This is a genomic window from Pseudoalteromonas sp. SR44-8 (assembly GCF_014163635.1).
Lineage (GTDB): Bacteria > Pseudomonadota > Gammaproteobacteria > Enterobacterales > Alteromonadaceae > Pseudoalteromonas > Pseudoalteromonas rhizosphaerae.
Genome location: NZ_JACJDS010000061.1, coordinates 1 through 15552 on the forward strand (window position 1 = coordinate 1; position 15552 = coordinate 15552).

At 34.6% G+C, this 15552-nt stretch carries 15 protein-coding genes; all 15 read left to right on the forward strand.

Annotation, left to right across the window (positions count from 1 at the left end):
• Positions 1–1254, forward strand: a 1254-nt coding sequence (gene wecC / locus H5183_RS20760) for a UDP-N-acetyl-D-mannosamine dehydrogenase (protein ID WP_182732607.1), incomplete at its 5' end; no start/stop codon positions are given.
• Positions 1255–2358: a dTDP-glucose 4,6-dehydratase gene (rfbB, locus tag H5183_RS20765; RefSeq protein ID WP_182732608.1), complete on the forward strand. Its 1104-nt coding sequence runs from the start codon at positions 1255–1257 to the stop codon at positions 2356–2358. It abuts the gene before it with no gap.
• 1 nt (position 2359) lies between these two features.
• Positions 2360–3235 carry a glucose-1-phosphate thymidylyltransferase RfbA gene (rfbA, locus tag H5183_RS20770; protein WP_182732609.1) on the forward strand — a complete coding sequence of 292 codons (876 nt, stop codon included), beginning with the start codon at positions 2360–2362 and terminating at the stop codon, positions 3233–3235.
• A gap of 2 nt (positions 3236–3237) precedes the next feature.
• Entirely contained in the window at positions 3238–3639 is a 402-nt protein-coding gene (locus tag H5183_RS20775; protein WP_182732610.1) for an FdtA/QdtA family cupin domain-containing protein, read from the forward strand.
• Positions 3639–4100, forward strand: a complete 462-nt coding sequence (locus H5183_RS20780) for an acyltransferase (RefSeq protein WP_182732611.1) — start codon at positions 3639–3641, stop codon at positions 4098–4100. Before H5183_RS20775 ends, H5183_RS20780 begins: the two co-directional genes overlap by 1 nt.
• A gap of 1 nt (position 4101) precedes the next feature.
• The gene (locus H5183_RS20785) at positions 4102–5199 is read left to right on the forward strand and encodes a DegT/DnrJ/EryC1/StrS aminotransferase family protein (RefSeq protein WP_182732612.1); all 1098 of its coding nucleotides are present in this window, start codon (positions 4102–4104) and stop codon (positions 5197–5199) included.
• Between the two features lie 27 nt (positions 5200–5226).
• Positions 5227–6084 (forward strand): hypothetical protein, encoded by an 858-nt coding sequence (locus tag H5183_RS20790; RefSeq protein WP_182732613.1) that lies wholly within the window; start codon positions 5227–5229, stop codon positions 6082–6084.
• A gap of 2 nt (positions 6085–6086) precedes the next feature.
• Positions 6087–7535 carry a lipopolysaccharide biosynthesis protein gene (locus H5183_RS20795; protein WP_182732614.1) on the forward strand — a complete coding sequence of 483 codons (1449 nt, stop codon included), beginning with the start codon at positions 6087–6089 and terminating at the stop codon, positions 7533–7535.
• Between the two features lie 49 nt (positions 7536–7584).
• A complete protein-coding gene (locus tag H5183_RS20800) occupies positions 7585–8826 on the forward strand; it encodes a hypothetical protein (RefSeq protein WP_182732615.1) in 1242 nt (413 codons plus the stop codon).
• Positions 8823–9923, forward strand: coding sequence for a hypothetical protein (locus H5183_RS20805; protein ID WP_182732616.1), 1101 nt, complete (start codon positions 8823–8825; stop codon positions 9921–9923). Before H5183_RS20800 ends, H5183_RS20805 begins: the two co-directional genes overlap by 4 nt.
• On the forward strand, positions 9916–11127 hold the full coding sequence (locus tag H5183_RS20810) for a hypothetical protein (protein WP_182732617.1): 1212 nt from the start codon (positions 9916–9918) through the stop codon (positions 11125–11127). Before H5183_RS20805 ends, H5183_RS20810 begins: the two co-directional genes overlap by 8 nt.
• Before the next feature lie 48 nt (positions 11128–11175).
• Positions 11176–12345 (forward strand): glycosyltransferase family 4 protein, encoded by a 1170-nt coding sequence (locus H5183_RS20815; protein ID WP_182732618.1) that lies wholly within the window; start codon positions 11176–11178, stop codon positions 12343–12345.
• Complete coding sequence (locus tag H5183_RS20820) at positions 12342–13280, forward strand: SDR family oxidoreductase (RefSeq protein WP_182732619.1); 939 nt, start codon at positions 12342–12344, stop codon at positions 13278–13280. Before H5183_RS20815 ends, H5183_RS20820 begins: the two co-directional genes overlap by 4 nt.
• Before the next feature lie 15 nt (positions 13281–13295).
• Positions 13296–13844: a sugar transferase gene (locus H5183_RS20825; RefSeq protein WP_182732620.1), complete on the forward strand. Its 549-nt coding sequence runs from the start codon at positions 13296–13298 to the stop codon at positions 13842–13844.
• A 629-nt stretch (positions 13845–14473) separates the two neighbouring features.
• Positions 14474–14845, forward strand: a complete 372-nt coding sequence (locus tag H5183_RS20830) for a GxxExxY protein (protein ID WP_145236663.1) — start codon at positions 14474–14476, stop codon at positions 14843–14845.
• The last annotated feature ends 707 nt before the right edge of the window (positions 14846–15552 follow it).

The window sequence follows — 15552 nt, forward strand, 5'->3', positions numbered from 1 at the left end:
AATACGATTTCAGTTATTGGCTTAGGCTATATTGGCCTACCAACAGCAGCAATGTTTGCATCACGTAAAAAAAGCGTAATTGGCGTAGATGTAAATCAACATGCAGTAGATACCATTAACCGTGGTGAAATTCATATCGTAGAACCAGATCTAGACATGATCGTACATGCTGCAGTAACAGAGGGTTACCTAAAAGCAGTAACCTCCCCAGAGCCTGCAGATGCATTTTTAATTGCGGTACCAACCCCATTCAAAAACAATGACTCTACAATACCAGAACCAGATTTAAGCTATATCAAAAAAGCCTCTGAGGCGATTGCTCCGGTACTTAAAAAAGGTGACTTAGTAATATTAGAGTCTACCTCACCAGTGGGTGCTACAGAGCAAATGGCTGAGTGGTTAGCAGCAGCACGCCCTGATTTATCATTCCCACAAGCTGTAGGCGAAAGCGCAGATGTAAATGTTGCGCATTGCCCTGAGCGAGTATTACCAGGCCATGTAGTGCGTGAGTTGGTTGAAAATGACCGCGTAATCGGCGGTATGACTGCTAAATGCTCAGCTCGCGCTGTAGAGCTTTACAAAACCTTTGTGCAAGGCGAGTGTGTAATCACTAATGCCCGTACAGCAGAGATGGCTAAATTAACTGAAAACTCATGCCGTGATGTGCAAATAGCCTTTGCTAATGAGTTATCAATCATTTGCGATAAGTTAGACATTGACGTTTGGGAGCTTATATCACTGGCTAATCGCCACCCACGTATAAACATATTACAACCAGGGCCAGGCGTTGGTGGGCACTGTATTGCTGTAGACCCGTGGTTTATTGTTAGTAAAACGCCAGAAGAGGCGCAAATAATTCATACAGCACGTAAGGTGAACGATGCAAAGCCGCAATGGGTAATTAATAAAGTTAAACTAGCTATTGCAGACTTTTTACAAGCTAACCCAAGTAAAACCGCAAAAGATATAACTATAGCTTGTTATGGCTTAGCATTTAAACCGGATATCGATGACTTACGCGAAAGCCCAGCCTTAAATATTACTAAACAAATAGCTGAATTACATTCTGGATCAGTTATTGCTGTTGAGCCTAATATTAATGAATTACCAAGTAAGATAAATACACTACAGCTATCTACATTTGAAATGGCAAAGAATAGTGCAGATATTCACTTACTACTTGTTGACCATCAAGAGTTCAAAAATAGCACTGTTAAAAGTGATTACCTTATAGACACAAAAGGCATTTGGTAAATGAAAATCTTAGTTACTGGCGGTGCCGGTTTTATTGGTTCTGCGGTTGTTCGTCATATTATCGAAAATACTACTGATAGTGTTATTAATCTTGATAAGTTAACTTATGCTGGTAACTTAGAGTCTCTTAAATCTCTAGAGAGTAATGAGCGCTATGTATTTGAACAGGTTGACATTTGTAACCACGCAGAGCTTGACCGTGTTTTTAAAGTGCATAAGCCAGATGCAGTAATGCACCTAGCTGCTGAGAGCCACGTTGATCGCTCAATAACTGGGCCAGCAGAGTTCATCCAAACTAATATTGTAGGTACATACACTCTATTAGAAGCCGCTCGCGAGTATTGGAATTCACTTGATACGGCAGCGAAACAAGCTTTTAGGTTCCATCATATATCTACTGATGAAGTATATGGTGATTTACCGCACCCAGATGAACAAGAAGGTAGTGCGTTTGATAAAGAGCTGCCTTTATTTACCGAGCAAACTTCTTATGCGCCAAGTAGTCCATATTCGGCGAGTAAAGCATCTAGTGATCATTTAGTGCGAGCATGGTTAAGAACTTATGGCTTCCCTACAATTATTACTAATTGCTCAAATAACTATGGGCCTTACCACTTCCCTGAAAAGCTAATTCCATTGGTGATTTTAAACGCATTGGAAGGTAAGCCTTTACCAATATATGGTAAGGGTGATCAAATTCGTGATTGGTTGTATGTAGAAGATCACGCTCGGGCACTTTATAAAGTTGTGACCGAAGGTATAGTGGGTGAAACCTATAATATAGGTGGTCATAATGAAAAACAAAATATTGAAGTTGTACAAACCATTTGTGAAATTTTAGATGATTTAGTGCCTAAGGAAAAGCAATACGCAAACCAAATTACTTTTGTATCAGATCGCCCAGGTCACGATCGCCGTTATGCTATTGACGCAACTAAGATGAGTGCTGAATTAAACTGGACGCCAGTCGAAACTTTTGAAACAGGTTTACATAAGACTGTCCTATGGTATTTAAATAATCAAAGATGGTGCCAGAACGTTCAAGATGGTTCATACCAACGTGAACGTCTTGGCGAAATTGATACAGCGCAACAAGGAGAATAATATGAAAGGAATTATCCTTGCGGGTGGCTCAGGCACTCGTCTTTACCCTATCACTCTGGGTGTATCAAAACAGCTACTCCCAATTTATGATAAGCCGATGATTTATTATCCGCTGTCGGTTTTAATGTTGGCAGGTATTCGCGAAGTGTTAATTATTACTACGCCAGAAGATTGTGATTCATTTAAACGTTTACTAGGAGATGGTTCACAATTTGGTATTGAACTTAGCTATACTGTGCAGCCAAGTCCTGATGGATTAGCCCAAGCATTTATACTCGGGGAAGATTTTATTGGTAACGATGATGTATGCCTAGTATTGGGTGATAATATTTTTTATGGTCAAGGTTTTACTCCTAAATTAAAGCACGCAGTACAAAATGCTAAAAATGGGCAAGGTGCCACCGTTTTTGGTTATCAAGTAAAAGATCCTGAACGCTTTGGTGTAGTAGAGTTTGATGAGAATCAAAAAGCGATTTCACTTGAAGAAAAACCAGTTCAACCCAAATCGCACTATGCAGTTACAGGTTTGTACTTCTATGATAGTTCAGTTGTTGAAATAGCAAAGCAAGTAGAACCATCACATCGCGGTGAATTGGAAATCACTTGCCTTAATGAAATATATTTAAAGAAAAACAAACTCAATGTTGAAATACTGGGTCGTGGTTTTGCCTGGTTAGATACAGGTACTCATGAGAGTTTACTTGAAGCAGCACAATTTGTTGAAACAATTGAGAAACGTCAAGGTTATAAGATAGCATGCTTAGAGGAAATAGGCTTTAATAACAGTTGGTTAACTGCTCCTGATATAAAGGTTCTGGCTAAACCTATGTTGAAAAACAGCTATGGTCAATATTTGTTAGAAATTATTAAGGATTAACGATGAGTTTAATTAAATTATTAAACTTTCAAAATTTAGGTGATGAGCGCGGAGACTTAATCTCACTTGAGCAACAAAAAAATATCCCTTTTGATGTTAAGCGAGTTTATTACTTGTTTAATACAGGAGCAAGTGTCGCAAGAGGATTTCATGCGCATATTAACTTAGAACAAGTTGCAATTTGTGTAAAAGGCAGTTGTCGCTTTATATTAGATAACGGGGAATATCGTGAAAGTGTCATTCTAAACTCACCTGATTTAGGATTATATATTGGTAATCATCAGTGGAGAGAAATGCATGATTTTAGTAGTGATTGTGTTCTGCTTATATTAGCTAGTGAATATTATTGTGAATCCGATTACATACGTAACTATCAGGAATTTATAGCGTTGGTCAACAAATAATGTTTATACACCCTTTGAGTGATGTTCAGAGTCAAAATATTGGCGATGGGACTAGAGTATGGCAATTTTCTGTAATTTTGGCTGGTGCTACTATTGGTCTAAATTGCAATATTTGCGCTCATACTTTAATTGAAAATGATGTTGTTATCGGTTCAAATGTTACCATTAAATCAGGTGTTTATTTATGGGATGGTATAACCATTGATGATAATGTTTTTATTGGTCCTTGTGCTACATTTACTAATGATAAAATACCGCGCTCGCAACAGTACCCTGATCGTTTTTCAAAAATAGTAATAAAAGCAGGTGCGTCAATTGGGGCAAATGCAACTATTTTACCAGGTATAACTTTAGGTATTAATTGTATGGTTGGTGCTGGTGCTGTAGTAACAAAGAATGTTCCAGATTATGCTGTGGTTGTTGGTAATCCAGCAAAAATAATTAAATATATTGAGAAGTAGTATGATCCCATTTTTAGATTTAGCGAAAGTAAATGCACAATACCAACAGGAGTTAAAGAATGCCTGTTCAAGAGTTATTGATACTGGTTGGTATATAATGGGCAAAGAGTTGGAAGCATTTGAGACTGAGTTTGCTGATTACTGTGGGGTAAAATTTGCCATAGGTGTTGCTAACGGTCTTGATGCACTTACGTTAACCTTAAGAGCTTGGAAAGAGCTTGGAAAATTAAAGGCTGGAGATGAAGTCATTGTTCCAGCAAATACTTATATTGCTAGCATTTTAGCAATAACTGAGAATGATTTAGTTCCTGTATTAGTTGAGCCAAATATTGATACGTATAACCTATGCCCTACAATAGTAGAAAAAGCTATTACAAGAAAAACAAAAGCTATTTTACCAGTGCATTTATATGGTTTGATTTCACCTATGCCAGAATTAATTAAGCTCGCTGATGAGTATAATTTATTGGTACTAGAGGATTGTGCTCAATCACATGGGGCAAAAATAAATGGGAAAAAGTGTGGAAGCTGGGGGGATGCAGCAGGCTTTAGCTTTTATCCTGGAAAAAACTTAGGGGCATTAGGTGATGCTGGAGCAATAACAACTAATGATGAGAATTTAGCTAGAGCTATTAAGGCTTTACGCAATTATGGCTCACATGAAAAGTATAAAAATATTTATCAAGGTGTGAATAGTCGCTTAGATGAAATTCAAGCGGCAATGCTACGGGTTAAGCTAAGTTATTTAGATATTGAAACTGATCAAAGGAGAGTGTTAGCTAATAAGTATAAAAACGAAATTGTAAATGCTAAAATACGTTTACCATCTTGGAATAACGACGAAGAACATGCGTTTCATTTGTTTGTTATTTTATGTGATGAACGAGATGAGTTGCAGAAGTATTTAGAAGACAATGAGATACAGAGTTTAATCCACTACCCTGTTGCTCCTCATAAACAACAAGCATATGAGAAATTCAACTCACTGAGCTTGCCGGTTACAGAGAATATTCAAAATTGCATTTTATCCCTACCGATAAGCTCTTTGCTCTCGGTTGATCAGGCTAACCATATTATTAAAGTTATAAACGATTTTTAAGGTTTTACAGTTCACGTTGGAGGGGATATGGAATTATTAAAAAAAACAAAATTGTTAATAAAAAGTCTTTTTTATAAGGATAGTTTAGAGTTTTATGACAAAAAATTTCTTCAGTATGTTGCAAAGAAAAGTAAGTCGTTTGAACACTATTCTGTTGAAATAACCACTCTAGCGTTAAGGGGGTCAAACGCCGATTATGCTTTTTATTCTCCGATGAAAGAAGGGCTTTTTAACATGGGGCTCACAAGCAGTGATGCATACTTCGCTTATGCTTTTTATAACGAGAAGCGTAAATCTCTGCCAGCTTTAAGAAATATAATTGTTTTTATTAACCCTGCAACAATAGGATTTTCGTTGATAAAAACAAAGGAAAGAAATCGGGCAGTTGCATACAATTATTTTTTTAATGTACCCTTACAAATTGAGGGATTAATAGATAAAAGTTTGGTCGATAAAATTAATAAACGCTGTAAAAAAATTGAAACTAGAAGAACTAGATTAAGCGATAGAGGTTACGATAAAAAAATTACTTACGGACCTATAGATACTTCTTCAATAGAAAAAAGAGCTAAGATTCATTTAAGAGAGAATAAAAGGGAACCAGACCAATTAATCTGGTTAGAAAAGCTTGCTAAAGATGCCAAAAAGTATGGTCATCGGTGTCTTGTTGTTATTACTCCATGTATGGAGTCATATAAGGGAAGGCTTCCTAGCTCAGCAGAATTGTTTGAAAAAACCCATTCACTTGAAAGCTATGGTGCTGAAATTTTTAACTACTATGATTCAAAAGAGTTCAATGATGAACATATGGGAGATGCCGATCATTTAAGTGAGCTTGGTGCTATCCTACTAACTAAAAAAATACTCCAAGATGCTGGCCTATAATTATGGCTAATAGTTTAAAAAGGAAATTCTTAAACGGGTTTATATGGAATTTGGCAGATAAAATTGTAAGTCAATTTGCTTATCTCGGAGTAATGTTATACATAGCTCGTCTGATTGGACCTGAAGCGTTTGGTTTAGTTGGTATGTTGACAGTTTTTATGTTGATTACAGAGAGCATTGTTAGTAATGGCTTTTCGCAAGCGTTAGTTCAGAGAAGTAATGAGCTCACTGAGGATGATTCATCAACTATTTTTTATGTAAACCTTATCTTCGGAGTCGTGATCTACACTTTACTGTATTTTTCATCACCTCTAATATCTTCATTTTATAATGAGGCGGAACTTACAAATATAGCAAGAGTCTTATTTTTAGTTGTAATTATTAACTCGTTGACGGTGGTAGTTCGTGCAAAATTGATAATAAAAGTTGATTTCAAAAGCCAAGCTATATCTTCTTTTATAGCGACAATTATAAGTTCTTTACTAGGTTTTTACTTGGCTGTCACCGGCTACAGTTATTGGTCTTTGGTTTATCTAATTCTGTGTAAATCAATAATAAATAATACGATGATGTGGTTTTTTTGTAATTGGTTTCCTAAGCTTATTTTTAATAAAGATTCATTAAGAAAACTTTTTAAGTTTGGATCAAACTTAATGCTTGCGGGACTAATTGCAACATTATATAAAAATATATATATAATTCTTCTCGGACGCTTTTTTGACTCAGGAAAAGTCGGGTATTTTACACAAGCTACTAATTTAACAAACTTTCTTTCCGCTCTAATATCATCAACATTACAAAGTGTAACATATCCGCTATTAACAGAGGTAAAAGCCAATAGAATAAAGTTGGTTAATATTTATACTCAGTTGATAGCAGTTACTATGATGGCATCAATACCCGTCTTAGTTGGCTTTTCAGCAGTGTCTGAGACATTTGTACATATCTTTTTAGGTGATGATTGGTTACCTGCGATTGTAGTAATTAAGTTATTATGTCTTTCTAGGGCTATAACTCCAATAAGTTCAATTAATATGAATATATTAAATGCCATCGGCCGCTCCGATCTGTTTCTTAAAGTTGATTTGCTTAAAATTCCAATTGTCATTTTAGCTATTGTGATTGCTCTCCCATATGGAATCGTTGGAGTAAGTGTCGCTATTGTTATTACTTCAATAATTAGTTTCTTTATAAATGCTTATTACCCAGGAAAGTTATTTTCATTCGGTGTAAAAGAGCAGTTACGTATTTCTAAAAATTATATTATTTCTGCTTTATTGATGTATGTATGTGTAGAGTATGTTGTATTCGAAGATCTTTGGTTAACATTGACTTCAAAATTGTTTGTGGGTGCATTCATATATGTAGCCTCTCTTTTATTATTGAAAGATAAAATGGCATTTAAAGTTATTGCTAATTTATATAAAATTATAAATAAATATAGAAATTAATTTTTATATAAGCTTGCATTTTAATTTGAATTCTAGCTTAAGGAATCTGATGCGTTTAGTTTTTTATTATCCATCAAGAGGTATTGGTGGTGCGCAAGTTTTGTTTCAAAGGGTTTGTATAGAGTTATCTAATCTTGATTATAAAGTAGCTATTATTTCAAATAAAGACTGTTTTTTATATCAGAATTTGATACAAAAGGGCACTAATGTTGGGTTTATAGATATCGATAATATCTCGCTGTCCCCTGATGATGTACTTGTTTTGTCATTAGATAAAGCATTTCAAATGAAGGAGTTAAATAGGATAAATGGAAATCCACGATTAGTTTTTTGGGATTTACATCCTTTTAATTTGGTTCAATGGACGCTATTCTCATTATTTTACAAAAAATACCCGCTTTCATTTTTCGTAAAAATATTAAAGCGCTTTGAACACAAAAGGATATCAAAAATTAAAAGGTTCTTAGAGGTTGCGAATGATTCGGGTGCGCTATTTTTCATGTGCCAGAATAACTATAGATTTAATGCTAAGATGTTTAATGTTAACTTCAACCCAACTTACTTTCCCGTTGCTATATCGGAAAAGTATGAAGGTGATTTAGAAAGTGTTATACCAAGTAAAGAATCAATAATTAGAATTTGTTGGATAAGTAGATTAGCAGTAGATAAAGTTAAAGTCCTTAATCAGTTAATATCCGATATTGAAAGTTCAAATTGTAGCAGTTTAAATAGAATTGTTTTACATATTGTTGGCAGTGGTGATGCGGAGCATAATATTCAGAAGTCTAAAAAAATAAAAATAAAAATGCATGGGGTCTTAAAAGGAAATGATTTAACCTCTCACATTAGAGGTATGGATCTCGGTTTCTCTATGGGTATGTCTGCGCTTGAATTTGCTATTAATTGTATACCATCAATTTTAGTACCTAGTAGCGCCGCAACCCAAATGGATCTAAAGAGAGATAATAAATATATGTTTCTTTATGATATTGAAGGGTATGATGTGGCTGTTGAAAACTACTATTCAAACGATAAAAGATTAAAGTTTCAGGATGTTTTATTGCGAATAGAAAAGAATAAACATTTACATGCCAAAAAGTGTTATGATTATGTTTTATCTTCGCATTTAACACCTTCTGTTGTAAAGAATATGGTTCGAAAAATAGGCAGTTCGAGCTTTTATCTTAATGACTTCAACAAGCTAAATATTGAAGAAAGTACACGACTGGAAAGAGTGACTTTAATCGTAAAAAAATTAATTAAAAATGCTTTGGAATATAAAAATAAATGAAAATAGTCAATTTTTATGTCAAAACACAAGCTTTTAATTCCGATAACCGAGTCTTAAAAGAGCTAGAAAGTATTAGTAAAAAAGTAGATAAGATTAGAATATTCCTTAGTTCAAACGATATAGTTGACTGTAATAAGTACCCATATGATATCGTAAAGATAAAACTGATAGGTGGTTCTGCTCCTAAAAATATTCTATTGAGGTTGCTTGGCGCACTTCAGTTTACAGTAATTTGTACGTTTCTTTCTTATAAAATGAAAAAGCGTAGTAATATTACAGCTTGGATTTGTGACCCAATACTTTTTCCATTAGTTTATTGTGCTTCCTTTATAGGGATGAAAACAGTATGGGACCACCATGAATTACCGCCAGAGTGGACTTTAAAAAGTCGGTTTACGAAGTTTTTATTTCGGAAAACTTATAAAAAAGCTACATTTTTAGTACATGCTAATTTTGAACGAATGGTTTATTTAGAAAAAAAAATTAATGTATTAGCGAATGATTATTTAATATTAAAAAATATCCCTACGAAAAAATCGATATTAGATGAAATGAAATGTTCACAATCAATAGATTGGCTTAATGGTCGAAAGTTTGTGTATCTTCAGAATAGCTTAATAGAAAATAGGAATGGTGTCGAGATTGCTAGAGCTATAATCGATTCTGGCTACGTTATTGTTCATGCAGGTAATAGTGTTGATACTAATTATCTGAACATGTTAGGTGATAATTATATAAAAAAATGTTTATTATTAGGAAGTTTAGGTTTAGATTCGATAAATTATTTACTAAGTTGTTGTGAATTCACAGTCATATCATATAAATCGAATTCATTAAATCAAATGTATTGTGAGCCTAATAGGATCTACCAAGCGATGGCTAGAAATACTTTTATCATTGCTGGAAATAATCCAACCATCGTCGATATTTTAAAGGGTTATCCAAACAAAATCTTATTACCCGATGATGGTAGTGAATATAAGTCCGTTCTGAATGCAATTTCCCTTTATTCATCTGATTCCAAAGCTTCTTATGAATATAATGATTTTTGGGAAAATTATGATGTGGATTTTGAAAGATTGTTAAGTAATGATTGAGTCAGCTAATTTAGTCGATAAAAACAAGGTTTTTTTTCTGCTGGTTCTTCTTGCACTAGCAACAATTGGTTGGACTACAACGACAGTTCTCCATGAATTATATATCGATATAATCCGTAAATTATTACTGGTTTTTTTTTCGTTGATGATATTATATGGCTTTAGTTTTAACATCTTAAAAAATAATATTTCTAAAAGTACCATATATAATGTTGCAGTGTTTTTTGTTCTATTTATCTATGGTTTTTCACAAAGTGTGCTATATGGAGGTGCTCATTATTTTTCAAATACAACACTTTTATTATACATAGTGCTCGGTTTCTTTATAAGTTTAGCTTTAGCTAGATTAAAATATAACTGTACTGTGTTTTTTGTTTTCTCTATATGTTTGTATGTAATATTTCTTTTGTATTGTATTTTGTTAATGGTAACAGGAGGTGTGGATATAAGCATCCCACCTAAATATAATTTTTCGAGTACCGAGTTGATGTACTCGCAAGGTCTGACTAAGTTTTTTATGTATGCAGCACTTTTGTGTATGTGTATATTAGTTTTTTTTCCTACTCGCTTATCTAGGCTCTTTAAATTAATAATTCTCCTTTCTTTCTTTATTTTTTTTATTTTATCTTTTGCAGGTGGTGCTAGAGGGGATTTCTTGTTTGGTTTTCTTATTATTTTGTGTTTTTTTTATTATTACAGTAGATTACTTTTTTTTCTTTTCTCACTTATTTTTTGTGCTTTAATCTATAATACAAATACTTTTTCTAATATTGTAGATGGCTTCATAATAGTCTCTCGCTTTTCAAATATGCTTTCAGAAAATGGTTTTGCTGACTTTGGTTCAAGAGCTAGCTTTTTCACCGAGGCTTTAAATTTACTAAGTCTAAATCCAGGTTGTCTCTCATTCGGTTGTGGTTTCAATTTTTTTCAATATTTTTACCGTTATGATTTTGCGCAATATCCTCATAACTTTTTACTCGAACTTATCATTAGCTTTGGGTTGCCCTTTTCAATGTTAATGGTTTATATGTATTTAAAGGGCTTACTTAAATTTACAAGAGAAAATGGGCTAAATGTAATCTCTATATTCGCTGTTTATACATTCATGTTATCTTTAAAAAGCGGTTCTATTTTCGAGTTCTTGAATTATGCCTTTTTTATATTCTTTATTTCATATTACTTGAGTTTTAAATTTAAAAATTGACTATTTATTTTTTCTATGTGGTATTGACTACCCATACAAGGAGTAGTTTTGAAAATACTTGTACTTTCATTTTATTACACCCCTGATTTATGCGCAGGTTCATTCAGAACTACGGCTTTAATAGACCAGCTAAAAAATAACTCCGATCTTGAGATTGAAGTTATTACAACTATGCCAAATCGGTATGCAAGTTTTGAGGCTGGTGCACAGGAGTTTGAACAAACTGACAATGTAACAGTTAGACGAATTGCTTTACCTTCACATAAAAGTGGTATGCTTGATCAAATTAAATCTTTTGCTGCTTTTTATAAGCAGGCAAACGAACTTATCAACGGTAAAAAGTATGATTTAGTCTTCGCAACAAGCTCTCGTTTATTTACAGCCTTTTTAGGGGCGAGAATTGCAAAACGAATCAATGCACCTCTCTATTTAGATATACGTGATATTTTTGTTGATACGCTAAAAGATGTGTTAAACCCAAAAGTTACTTTTTTGCTCAAACCAATTTTAACATTAGTTGAAAATTATACCTTTTCAGCTGCTAGACATATTAACCTAGTATCAAAAGGATTTGAGAGCTACTTTGTTAAGCGGTTTAAAAATGCAAGCTATTCATGGTTTACAAATGGTATTGATAAAGAGTTTTTACATACTGAAGAACTAGTTGAATCAGAGTTAATAAAGTCAGAAGTGTTAACTGTTTTATATGCTGGTAATATTGGTGAGGGGCAAGGGCTTAATACAATTATTCCTGAGTTAGCGGAACTTGCTGGAGTCAAGTATCAGTTTAAAGTGATTGGCGATGGTGGCAGAAAGGCGGCTTTGGTTGAAGCAAGTAATGGTATTGCTAATATTTCTTTTCATCCGCCTGTACACCGAGAGCAGTTAATTCAAGAGTATTTAAATGCTGATATATTATTTTTACATTTAAATGATTACCCTGCATTTGAAAAAGTATTACCTTCAAAAATATTTGAATACGCAGCTATGGGCAAACCAATTTTAGCCGGTGTAAGTGGTTATGCGGCTGAATTTATCAACCAAGAAGTTGATAACGCTGAAGTGTTTTATCCAAGCAATCATCAGCAAGCAATTGCTTCACTTAATAATTTAAAACTTAGCCAAACGAGTAGAGATAGCTTTATAAAAAAATATACGCGTACGAATATTATGATGGAAATGGCAAACTCAATAACTAGTTATGGTGGTAAAAAGTGAAGCAGTTACTTATCACCGGTTACTCAGGTTTTGTTGGCAATAATTTAATAGAACAATTGCAAGGCAATTATCAACTAAATTTACTAGGAAGAAAGGAATCTAGATTAGAGAGTGTTTTCACACATATTTTGGACCGTAGCTCACTTTATAGCGACGCGCTTGTAAATGTTAATGTGGTTGTACATTGTGCTGCAAGGGTTCATATTATGGATGATACAGCTAGTGACCCTCTTAATGAATTTAGAGCCGTTAATACTGAAGGAACACTTAATTTAGCACAACAAGCTGCACAAGCTGGTGTTAAGCGCTTTATATTTTTAAGCTCTATAAAAGTAAACGGTGAAAGTACTACTAATCAAAGCTCTTATACTGCGTTAGATGATCCTAAACCTGAAGATCCTTATGGTATATCTAAAGCTGAAGCTGAAAAGCAATTGTTAGAGCTAGGTAAACAAACAGGCATGGAAGTTGTTATTATTCGCCCACCACTTGTTTATGGTGAGGGTGTTAAAGCAAACTTTGCATCCTTAATGCGTTTTGTTAGGAAAGGTTTACCATTGCCTTTTAGAGCGATAAAAACTAATAAGCGTAGTTTAGTATCAGTTTATAACTTGGTTGATTTAATAAAGGTATGTATTGAACATCCTAAGGCGGCAAACCAGGTATTTTTAGCGAGTGATGATCATGATTTGTCAACGGCTGAAATGGTGGCTTTAATGGCAAAAGTGCAAGATAAGAAGAACTTAGCTTTGCCTGTGCCTGTTTGGTGCTTTAAATTAGCTGGTAAATTACTTAATAAAAATGATGTAATTGACAGGCTAACCGGCTCACTTCAGTTAGATATTACTCATACAAAAAATACGCTTGACTGGAAACCGCCATACTCAGTCGAACATGGTTTTAAATTGGCTGCTAAAAAACCTTCAATAAAATAATTAATGGATTTATAAATGATACGTTTACTCGACTTTTTGTTTTCACTGTTTGGTTTGTTATTTACATCACCATTTTTAGTGATTTTATACATAATTGGTTTGTTTGATACGGGCTCACCTATATTTACCCAAGAGCGTGTGGGCCGTAATAAAAAAGCATTTACACTCGTTAAGTTCAGAACCATGTCTGTAGATACCGCATCGGTTGCTAGTCACTTAGCAAGCACAGCATCAATAACCCCTTTTGGTGGTTTTTTACGTAAAACAAAGTTAGATGAGTTGCCACAGCTTTGGAATGTCCTCAAAGGTGAAATGAGCTTAGTGGGGCCGCGCCCTGGTTTATTTAACCAACAAGAGCTAACCCAAGCACGCGATGCTAAAAATGTATTTGATGTTCGCCCAGGTATTACAGGCCTTGCCCAAGTAAATGAAATAGATATGTCGACTCCTGAATTACTTGCTAAAACCGATCGCGAAATGATCGATACACTGACAATTGGTAACTATTTTAAATATATATTAATGACGGTAACCGGCAGTGGTAGTGGGGATCGGGTTAAGTAAAATGTAACTAGGTGCTAGGGTAAGAAACAGGTTCTAGGGAAGTGACTAGGGGCTAGGAAATTAAAGAGGGAAGTTTTATGCAATTTGAAAAACTGGATGTTTGGAAAATAGCTTCTCGTTTAGTCCAGCACTTCAGTGATAAAATGTTCTAGTGATTTATTCACCACGGAGCACACCGAGTTCACTGAGGTAGAGATTAGAGAGTTAATAGATTTATATTTCCTTTTTACTGGTCTTTCCTCTGTGTAGCGAAGCGCCTTTGTGCTCTCGGTAGTAAAATGTTTTTAGTGATTTATTCACCACGGAGCGCACCGAGTTCACTGAGGTAGTGATTAGAGAGTTAAAAGATTTATATTTCCTTTTTACTGGTCTTTCCTCTGTGTAGCGAAGCGCCTTTGTGCTCTCGGTAGTAAAATGTTTTTAGTGATTTATTCACCACGGAGCGCACCGAGTTCACTGAGGTGGATATTAGAGAGTTAATAGATTTATATTTCCTTTTGACTGGTCTTTCCTCTGTGTAGCGAAGCGCCTTTGTGCTCTCGGTGGTAAAATGTTTTTAGTGATTTATTCACTAGGTAGAGCATTAAGGACAAAAAACTAAAAAGTGATCGCTAAAGCCAAGGAAGGTTATGACAACAGATATCATCACACAAAAGGTAATAGGTTGTGCTATAGAAGTTCATAGACAACTTGGGCCTGGCTTATTAGAGTCAAGCTATGAAAATTGCTTAATTTACGAATTACAACAAATAGGCATAAAAGCTGTCAGTCAAATTGAGCTTCCAATTAGTTATAAAGGCATGGAGATAGATGCAGGCTATAGGCTAGATATCTTGATACCAGATCTGCTTATAATTGAATTGAAAGCGATTGATAAACTTGCACCAATTCATTCTGCTCAGTTGATTACATACTTAAAATTAAGCGGTATTAAAACTGGTTTGTTGATTAATTTTAATGTGACAAAATTAGTTGATGGTATTAAGCGCATTAGTGTTTAGTAATAATGACGTGTTTTTAGCACAAATGCCTGATTATTTAGATTAGTTTCTCTGTTTTCTCGGTGGTAAGAAATTAAGTAAGTTCACCACAGAGGCCACGAAGAGTACAGAGGTAGAGATTAGAGAGCTAATAGGTTTATACTTTCTTTTGTTAGTGTTTCCTCTGTGTAGTGAAGCGCCTCGGTGTGCTCGGTGGTGAAAACTTCTTTAGTGATTATTCACCACGGAGGTCACGAAGAGCACAGAGGTAGAGATTAGAGAGCTAATGGGATTATACTTTCTTTTGTTAGTCTTTCCCCTGTCGGTGTGCTCGGTATTCACCACGGAGGTCACGAAGAGCAAAGAGGTAGAGATTAGAGAGCTAATAGGTTTATACTTTCTTTTGTTAGTATTTCCTCTGTGTAGTGAAGCGCCTCGGTGTGCTCGGTGGTGAAAACTTCTTTAGTGATTATTCACCACGGAGGTCACGAAGAGCACAGAGGTAGAGATTAGAGAGCTAATAGGTTTATACTTTCTTTTGTTAGTATTTCCTCTGTGCATTGAAGCCTCTCGGTGTTCTCTGTGGTAAAAACTAAGTAAGTTCACCACAGCCGAAGAGATAAAGCAGCTTTCCAAAATGTTATCAGGTTTAATGAAATCTATTGGTCGTGGGATTTAGGTTAATAAGCTACCTTTGACCTTTGACCTTTGACCTTTGACCTTTGACC

Coding starts and splice junctions, on each gene's coding strand:
- H5183_RS20810 (WP_182732617.1), top strand. CDS start 9,916: ATGATTGAGTCAGCTAATTTAGTCGATAAAAACAAGGTTTTTTTTCTG.
- rfbB (WP_182732608.1), top strand. CDS start 1,255: ATGAAAATCTTAGTTACTGGCGGTGCCGGTTTTATTGGTTCTGCGGTT.
- H5183_RS20790 (WP_182732613.1), top strand. CDS start 5,227: ATGGAATTATTAAAAAAAACAAAATTGTTAATAAAAAGTCTTTTTTAT.
- H5183_RS20800 (WP_182732615.1), top strand. CDS start 7,585: ATGCGTTTAGTTTTTTATTATCCATCAAGAGGTATTGGTGGTGCGCAA.
- H5183_RS20830 (WP_145236663.1), top strand. CDS start 14,474: ATGACAACAGATATCATCACACAAAAGGTAATAGGTTGTGCTATAGAA.
- rfbA (WP_182732609.1), top strand. CDS start 2,360: ATGAAAGGAATTATCCTTGCGGGTGGCTCAGGCACTCGTCTTTACCCT.
- H5183_RS20795 (WP_182732614.1), top strand. CDS start 6,087: ATGGCTAATAGTTTAAAAAGGAAATTCTTAAACGGGTTTATATGGAAT.
- H5183_RS20805 (WP_182732616.1), top strand. CDS start 8,823: ATGAAAATAGTCAATTTTTATGTCAAAACACAAGCTTTTAATTCCGAT.
- H5183_RS20775 (WP_182732610.1), top strand. CDS start 3,238: ATGAGTTTAATTAAATTATTAAACTTTCAAAATTTAGGTGATGAGCGC.
- H5183_RS20825 (WP_182732620.1), top strand. CDS start 13,296: ATGATACGTTTACTCGACTTTTTGTTTTCACTGTTTGGTTTGTTATTT.
- H5183_RS20780 (WP_182732611.1), top strand. CDS start 3,639: ATGTTTATACACCCTTTGAGTGATGTTCAGAGTCAAAATATTGGCGAT.
- H5183_RS20785 (WP_182732612.1), top strand. CDS start 4,102: ATGATCCCATTTTTAGATTTAGCGAAAGTAAATGCACAATACCAACAG.